Raw genomic sequence first — 6,703 nt, forward strand, 5'->3', positions numbered from 1 at the left:
CCCTGAAATATCGACGACCGCACCGCCTCCCAGGTGCGAACCGGGGCGAGTTTAGACAGTGGGCCGGAAATGCCAACCCGCAATTGTGCTCGTTAGACGAACGGTTGAGAGATCGGGAAGCAGATGGCGGCTTGCACAAAAATCCGTCGGAGCGGAAAGTTTTCCGCATCCTGTCGAAATCGTGCGCTGCCGCGCGACATACGTCCGGCTCGCAACGACGCGGCCTTCGAAACAACGGGAGAAGACCATGCGATACATGATTTTGATTTACGCCGACGAAGCCGCGATGGCGAATGCCCCGGCCGAGGCGACCTACCAGATGAGTGCCGCCTATGGCGCCTATACTGAGGCCCTGAAGAAATCCGGCGCGTGGCTGGCCGGTGACCGGCTGCGCCCGAGTCAGGCGACCACCTCGGTTCGGGTGGCTGGTGGCAAGACCAACGTCCTCGACGGCCCCTATGCCGACACCAAGGAGCAGCTTGCAGGCTTCTACATGATCGAGGCTGCGGATGCCGACGCCGCGATCGCCTGGGCGGCGCGCTGCCCGGCGGCCAGCGCCGGCACTGTCGAGCTGCGGCCGATCTGGGAACTGACCGAGTACCTGTCTGAGAAATGACGATGTGATGGACAGTCGCTCCGAGAACGCCCGGGCGGCCGCCGAGGCTGCCGCCCGGCAGAGCTACGGCAAGCTGGTCGCCTGGCTCGCTGCGCGCACGCGCGACGTGGCCGCCGCCGAGGACGCGCTGGCCGATGCCTTTGCCGCCGCCCTCGAGCGCTGGCCGCGAACCGGCGTGCCGGAAAAGCCGGAAGCCTGGCTGCTGGCGGTGGCGCGGCGGCGCCGTGTCGATGCGGTGCGGCGGCGGCTCACCAGCGAGGCCGGCCGCGAGCATCTCAAGCTGATTGCGCAGGAGGCGGAGGAACGCATGACCGAGGAAGACCTGCCCGACGATCGGCTGCGGCTGATGTTCGCTTGCGCCCATCCGGCGATCGAATCGAGCGTGCGTTCGCCGCTCATTCTGCAGACGGTGCTGGGGTTCGACGCCGCGACGATCGCCTCCGCCTTCCTGGTCTCGCCCGCAACCATGGGCCAGCGCCTGGTGCGGGCCAAGAGCCGCATCCGTGAAACCGGCATTCCGTTCCGCGTGCCGGAGCGGGCCGAACTCGGCGAAAGGCTGGACGCGGTGCTGGAGGCGATCTATGCCGCCTTCGCCGAAGGCTGGTCCGATCCGGCCGGCACCGAAACGCGGCGCCGCAACCTGGCGACCGAAGGCATCTGGCTCGGCCGGCTGGTGGCCTCGCTGATGCCGGAGGAACCGGAGGCACTGGGCCTGTTGTCGCTGATGCTGTTTGCCGAGTCTCGCCGCGCCGCACGGCGCAGCGCCGAAGGCGACTTCGTGCCGTTGGCGGAGCAGGATTGCCTTCTATGGGACCGTGCCCTCATCGACGAGGCGGAAGCGCTGCTTTCCCACGCAGCGGCCAAGGGCGTCATCGGCCGCTACCAGCTTGAGGCGGCCGTGCAGTCCGCGCATGCGGCACGAAGGCTCACCGGCCGCACCGACTGGGTGGCAATCCAGGAACTCTACGACGCGCTGCTTTCGATCGCAGGATCGCCGGTGGTGGCGATAAACCGCGCGGTGGCGATCGCCGAGGCCGAGGGCGCAGTGGCCGGATTGGCGGCTCTTTACGTGCTGGGCGACGACAAGCGGCTTGACGAGTACCAGCCCTATTGGGCCGCACGCGCCGGTCTCCTGGCCAGGCTTGGTCAGGTACCGCAAGCCTGCGAAGCCTATGACCGGGCGATCGGCCTCGAGCGCGACCCGGCGGTGCGCCGGTTCCTGCAAGGAAAAAGAGCGGTGCTCAGAAATTGAGCTTCAGCCCGGCCACATCTCGTGCGAGGTGTTGAGCGTCTTCATCAGCGGATGGTCGCGCAGCCGCGCCCACAGGCGTTCGATGTTCGGCCATGCCGTCCGCGCGCTGTCGATGTCGGGATACCAGGCCACCAGCATGACCAGATAGATGTCGGCCAGCGACATCCGGTCACCGACCAGCCAGTCACGGCCTTCGAGCGCGGCATCGAGAACGGCAAAGCCGCGGTCCATCTCTGCCACGGCCGCCTGCTTGACCGCCTTGGTGCCTTCGGGATCGGCAGTGTAGCGGTATGCGTAGTAGAAACGCAGCACCGCCGAATAGAGAACAGACGACATAAAGGCCATCCAGCGCAGGAAATCCGCGCGGGCAGGCGCTTCTGCTCCCGGCGCCAAATTGGCGTCGGGGTGTCGCTCGGCAAGCACGATGCAGATCGCTGCCGATTCGGTCATCGAGCTTCCGTCCGGCAAGGTCAGCACCGGCACCTGGTTCAACGGACTGATGTCGAGGAAGGCGGGATCGGGCCGGTCGGTCTTCGGCACGTCGATCTGCTCAAATGGTACATTGGCCAGCGCCAGCGCCGCCTCGACCACGAAGCCGCCGCTGCCGGGACGGGTATAAAGCTTGTACATAAATTCTCCCCCGGCCCGCGCAAAGCAGGCCGGGGGAGATATGAACCGGAAGCGGTGTGGCGCTCAAGCCGCCGATGGCGGCCACGGGCGTTTTTTCAGCGGGCCAGCTTGGTCACGAAGAAGCGTCGGACTACGATCCCAGCCCCTCGAACAGGATTGTCGACAGGTAACGCTCGGCGAAGGACGGGATGACCACCACAAGATTTTTGCCCTTGTTCTCCGGCCGCGAGCCGACGACGATGGCCGCCTGCAGGGCGGCGCCCGAAGAGATGCCGACCGGCACGCCTTCGAGGCGGGCGACGAGGCGGGCATTGGCCACGGAATCCTCGTTCGACACTTTGACGATCTCGTCATAGATCGTCGTGTCGAGGATTTTGGGCGCAAAGCCGGCGCCGATGCCCTGGATTTTGTGCGGGCCGGGCTGGCCGCCCGACAGAACAGGCGAGGAGTCCGGCTCGACGGCGACGACATGCACGGAGGGCTTGCGCTTCTTCAGCACCTGGCCGACGCCGGTGATGGTGCCGCCGGTGCCGATGCCGGCGACGAAGATGTCGACCTCGCCATGCGTATCGTTCCAGATTTCCTCGGCCGTCGTCGTGCGATGGATTTCTGGATTGGCCGGGTTCTCGAACTGCTGCGGGATGATCGCGTTGGGGATCGTCGCTGCCAGTTCGTCGGCCTTGGCGATGGCGCCCTTCATACCTTTCGGGCCTTCTGTCAGCACCAGCTCGGCGCCCAGCAGCGCCAGCATTTTCCGGCGCTCGATCGACATCGTTTCGGGCATCGTCAGGATCAGCTTGTAGCCCTTGGCGGCAGCGGCGAAGGCAAGCGCAATGCCGGTGTTGCCCGACGTCGGTTCGATCAGCGTGGTCTTGCCGGGAGAGATCTTGCCCGACGCCTCCAGCGCCTCGATCATCGCCACGCCGATGCGGTCCTTGACCGAGGCGATCGGATTGAAGAATTCGAGCTTGGCGATGAGATTGGCGACGATGCCCTTTTCCCGGGCGAACTTGTCGAGCCGCACCAGGGGCGTATCGCCGATCGTGTCGGTGATGGAATCGTAGACGCGGCCGCGGCCGGGCACGCGGGCTGATGTGGCGGGCTTCTTCATTTGTTTCGCTCCCAGAACTTCAGGCGAGTAAGGATTTCAGGCAAGTGGAATTGCAGGCAAGATAGGACCTTCGACCGTGCAAGATAGACTGTCGATTGAAAATATCCGAGTGGGACCTGTGTCTAAAACAGTGCCGTCTCGGAAAAGCATTTCCCGCAAAGGCCTGTTTGCGAAATGCTTTGGCCGAAAGCTCGCTATTGGCGGGCGGCAATCGCTGCAGCAGCACCGACCATGAAGCCGGCAGCCGTGCGGTTCAGCGCCTTGAGCGCGCGCGGAGATTTCAGGAACCAGCGCGCCTTGGCAGCCAGCGCAAGATACGGCACCAGCACCACCAACAGCACGACAACGGTCAGCGCGACGAGGATACCATAGTCTGCCAGCGTGATGGTTTTCAGGTCGACGATGGTCGGCGTGATGGCGAGATAGAAGATCATCGTCTTCGGATTGCCGAGCGTGACAGTCAGGCCGGCGGCAAAGCTCGACAGCAATCCCGCGCTGCCCGTTCGGGCCTCGACGGTCTCGGGCGTGATGCCGCTGTTCCAGAAGCGCCAGCCGAGGAAGGCGAGATAGGCGACGCCGAGCCATTTGATGGCCAGGAAAACCATGCCGAAACTCTGTGCGACGAAGGCGAGGCCAAGCACCACGGCGGTCAGATAGGTGATGTCGCCCACCATCAGGCCAAAGGACATCGCCAGCGACGAGCGGAAGCCGGAGCCGAGCGCACGCGCGACCAGCGCGGTGATGCCGGGACCAGGGATCGCGGCTGCGATGCCGAGGGCGGCGCTGTAGGCGAGGAATCCGGTAAGGGTCATGGCATTCGTCTCAGATCAGAATGCCTTGTCGCATGGGACCGGCTAAGATTGAATTCCCTGGGGTCGGATTCTATTGCACCAGATATCGGGGGCCTCGCCTCACGAAGCCCCCTCATCCGGCCGCTTCGCGGCCACCTTCTCCCCACTGGGGAGAAGAGACGAGCACGGGCCCGCCTACCTCCTCTACCCGCCGGGGAGAGGTCGGATTGTCCCGAATTGCTCTTCGCAATTCGGTTGGCAATCCGGGTGAGGGGGCCTGCGCTACCCAAGCAGATCAGGAGCGACCGTCGCCATGGGTGACACGCCAGATGGTACCGTTGCCGTCCTCGGTGACGATCAGCGCGCCATCCATGGTCACCGCCACACCGACCGGCCGGCCCCAGACCTCGCCGTTGGAGACGAAGCCGGTGATGAAATCCTCATATTCGCCGGTCGGCTTGCCGTCCTTGAACAGCAATCGCACCACCTTATAGCCGGTCCGGTTGCCGCGGTTCCATGAACCGTGCAGAGCGACGAAAGCATCGCCCTTGTATTCGGCCGGAAAGCTCTTCCCTTCGTAGAAGGCGATGTTGAGCGGAGCCGAATGCGCCTGCATCAGCACATCGGGAACGGTCGTTTTGCCGGCAAGATCGGGGCGCTCACCCTTGTGGCGCGGATCCTCATTGTCGCCGATATAGTACCAGGGCCAGCCATAGAAGGCGCCCTCCTTGACCACGGTCGCGTATTCGGGCGGCACATTGTCGCCAAGCGCATCGCGTTCGTTGACGACGCACCACAGCGCGCCGGTCGCCGGCTGCACGGTCATACCCGAGCAGTTGCGCAGGCCGGTGGCAAAGATGCGGCCGTTCTTGCCATCGGGATCGAAGGCCAGCACGCCGGCGCGGCCGTCTTCGGAACCCCAGGCTGCACCCAACGGCTGCGACTTCGCCCAGGCGTCGAGGCCGCCCTTCGGTTCCTTGCCCATGCGCTCGGCGACATTCGATCCCGAGCCGACCGACAGATAAAGCGTCTTGCCATCAGGCGAGAAGGCGATGTCGCGGGTCCAGTGATGATTGGCCGGGATGTTGCCGACGATGGTTTCCGGATCGCCGGAGGCCTTCAGGTCGCCATTGCGGTAGGCAAAGCGCACGATGCTGTCGCTATTGGCGACATAGACCCATTGCGGGTCAGCGCCCGGCGGATAGAAGGCAATGCCATAGGGCCGTTTGAGACTGCCGGCAAAGATGCCGTCCTGCACAGGGCTCGCACCGCCTTCGGCGAGGCGATAGATGCGGACCTGGTTGGCTTTGCTGTCGGCGACGAACAGGTCGCCGTTCGGCGCGACGCGCACGACGCGTGGATTGTCGATGCCGGATGCAACCAGCTCGGCCGAGAATCCCGGCGGCAGTTGCAGCTTCGCGTCTGCCGGCATGTCCGCAACGCCGGCGCTGTTAGAGGTCGATCTGTTGGCATAGGGCTTAGGCAGATCATCCGGTTCGATCAGGCGGCGTGTGCCCGGCTTGTCGGCTCGCCAGTCACCGAAGGCGTCCGCGCCTTTCAGCACCGGCTCGTCCGCCTGCTGGGCGAATGAAGCGGTCGAGAGAAACAGTGCGGCGGAAAGTGCGGAGCCGGCAAAACGCATCATTCGGTCCTCCAATGTTTGGGCGTGAAAACAGGAACGACCGGTTTCGTCGATCGTTCCACGGCACATGATGAGGTGGAGGAAGCTTCCGGTTCCCCGGTTCAGGTCCCGGCGGCGTAAAAATCGTCGTCGAGGCGTTTTTCCAACTCGACGAGATCGGCCGGCAGCGGCAGGCCCATGGCGCGCATTTCCTGCAGTTTTTCGCGCAACTGCTCCTGGATCTCGTGCTGGTCTTCCGGCTGGTTGACCATCTCCTCCAGCAGGAGGCTGATCCGGGCCTTGAATTCTTCGAGCGCCATCATCGTCTCCTCGGTTGGATCAGCTCAGCGCAGCATGCGTGAAATCAGCTGCGCCGTATAGTCGACCATTGGGACGATGCGCGCGTAGTTCAGCCGGGTCGGGCCGATGACGCCGAGCGCGCCGACGACGCGGGCATCCTTGTCGCGATAAGGCGCCACCACCAGCGACGAGCCCGACAGCGAAAACAGCTTGTTTTCCGAGCCGATGAAGATGCGCACGCCCGAGCCCTGCTCGGCGAGGTCAAGCAGCTGGATAAGCCCGTCCTGCGTCTCCATGTCCTCGAACAGATGCCGCAGCAGTTCGATGTCGGCCTGGGCGGTGACGTTTTCGAGCAGATTGGCGCGCCCGCGCACGATGAGCC

The 6,703-nt window shown here is 64.4% G+C and carries 7 protein-coding genes and 1 pseudogene; 2 read left to right on the forward strand and 6 right to left on the reverse strand.

Annotated elements, in window-relative coordinates; translation table 11 throughout:
• The first annotated feature begins 247 nt into the window (after window positions 1–247).
• Complete coding sequence (locus EN906_RS17725; RefSeq protein WP_127267556.1) at window positions 248–616, forward strand: YciI family protein; 369 nt, start codon at window positions 248–250, stop codon at window positions 614–616.
• A gap of 7 nt (window positions 617–623) precedes the next feature.
• Window positions 624–1,868 (forward strand): RNA polymerase sigma factor, encoded by a 1,245-nt coding sequence (locus tag EN906_RS17730; protein WP_127267555.1) that lies wholly within the window; start codon window positions 624–626, stop codon window positions 1,866–1,868.
• A gap of 3 nt (window positions 1,869–1,871) precedes the next feature.
• On the opposite strand, the gene EN906_RS17735 is transcribed toward EN906_RS17730, so the two are convergent.
• The 6 genes and pseudogenes from EN906_RS17735 to hrcA form a co-directional block, all read right to left on the reverse strand.
• Complete coding sequence (locus EN906_RS17735) at window positions 1,872–2,498, reverse strand: glutathione S-transferase family protein (protein ID WP_127267554.1); 627 nt, start codon at window positions 2,496–2,498, stop codon at window positions 1,872–1,874.
• Window positions 2,499–2,628: 130 nt separating this feature from the next.
• Window positions 2,629–3,609, reverse strand: a complete 981-nt coding sequence (gene cysK, locus EN906_RS17740) for a cysteine synthase A (protein WP_127267553.1) — start codon at window positions 3,607–3,609, stop codon at window positions 2,629–2,631.
• Between the two features lie 194 nt (window positions 3,610–3,803).
• Window positions 3,804–4,421 (reverse strand): LysE family translocator, encoded by a 618-nt coding sequence (locus tag EN906_RS17745; protein WP_127267552.1) that lies wholly within the window; start codon window positions 4,419–4,421, stop codon window positions 3,804–3,806.
• A gap of 274 nt (window positions 4,422–4,695) precedes the next feature.
• On the reverse strand, window positions 4,696–6,045 hold the full coding sequence (locus EN906_RS17750) for a sorbosone dehydrogenase family protein (protein WP_127267551.1): 1,350 nt from the start codon (window positions 6,043–6,045) through the stop codon (window positions 4,696–4,698).
• Between the two features lie 98 nt (window positions 6,046–6,143).
• The gene (locus EN906_RS17755; protein WP_023814156.1) at window positions 6,144–6,341 is read right to left on the reverse strand and encodes a hypothetical protein; all 198 of its coding nucleotides are present in this window, start codon (window positions 6,339–6,341) and stop codon (window positions 6,144–6,146) included.
• Between the two features lie 24 nt (window positions 6,342–6,365).
• Window positions 6,366–6,703 (reverse strand): annotated as a pseudogene (gene hrcA, locus EN906_RS17760) (heat-inducible transcriptional repressor HrcA); the annotation flags it as partial.

This window comes from Mesorhizobium sp. M7A.F.Ca.CA.004.06.1.1, from assembly GCF_003999135.1.
In the GTDB taxonomy this organism is placed as follows: domain Bacteria; phylum Pseudomonadota; class Alphaproteobacteria; order Rhizobiales; family Rhizobiaceae; genus Mesorhizobium.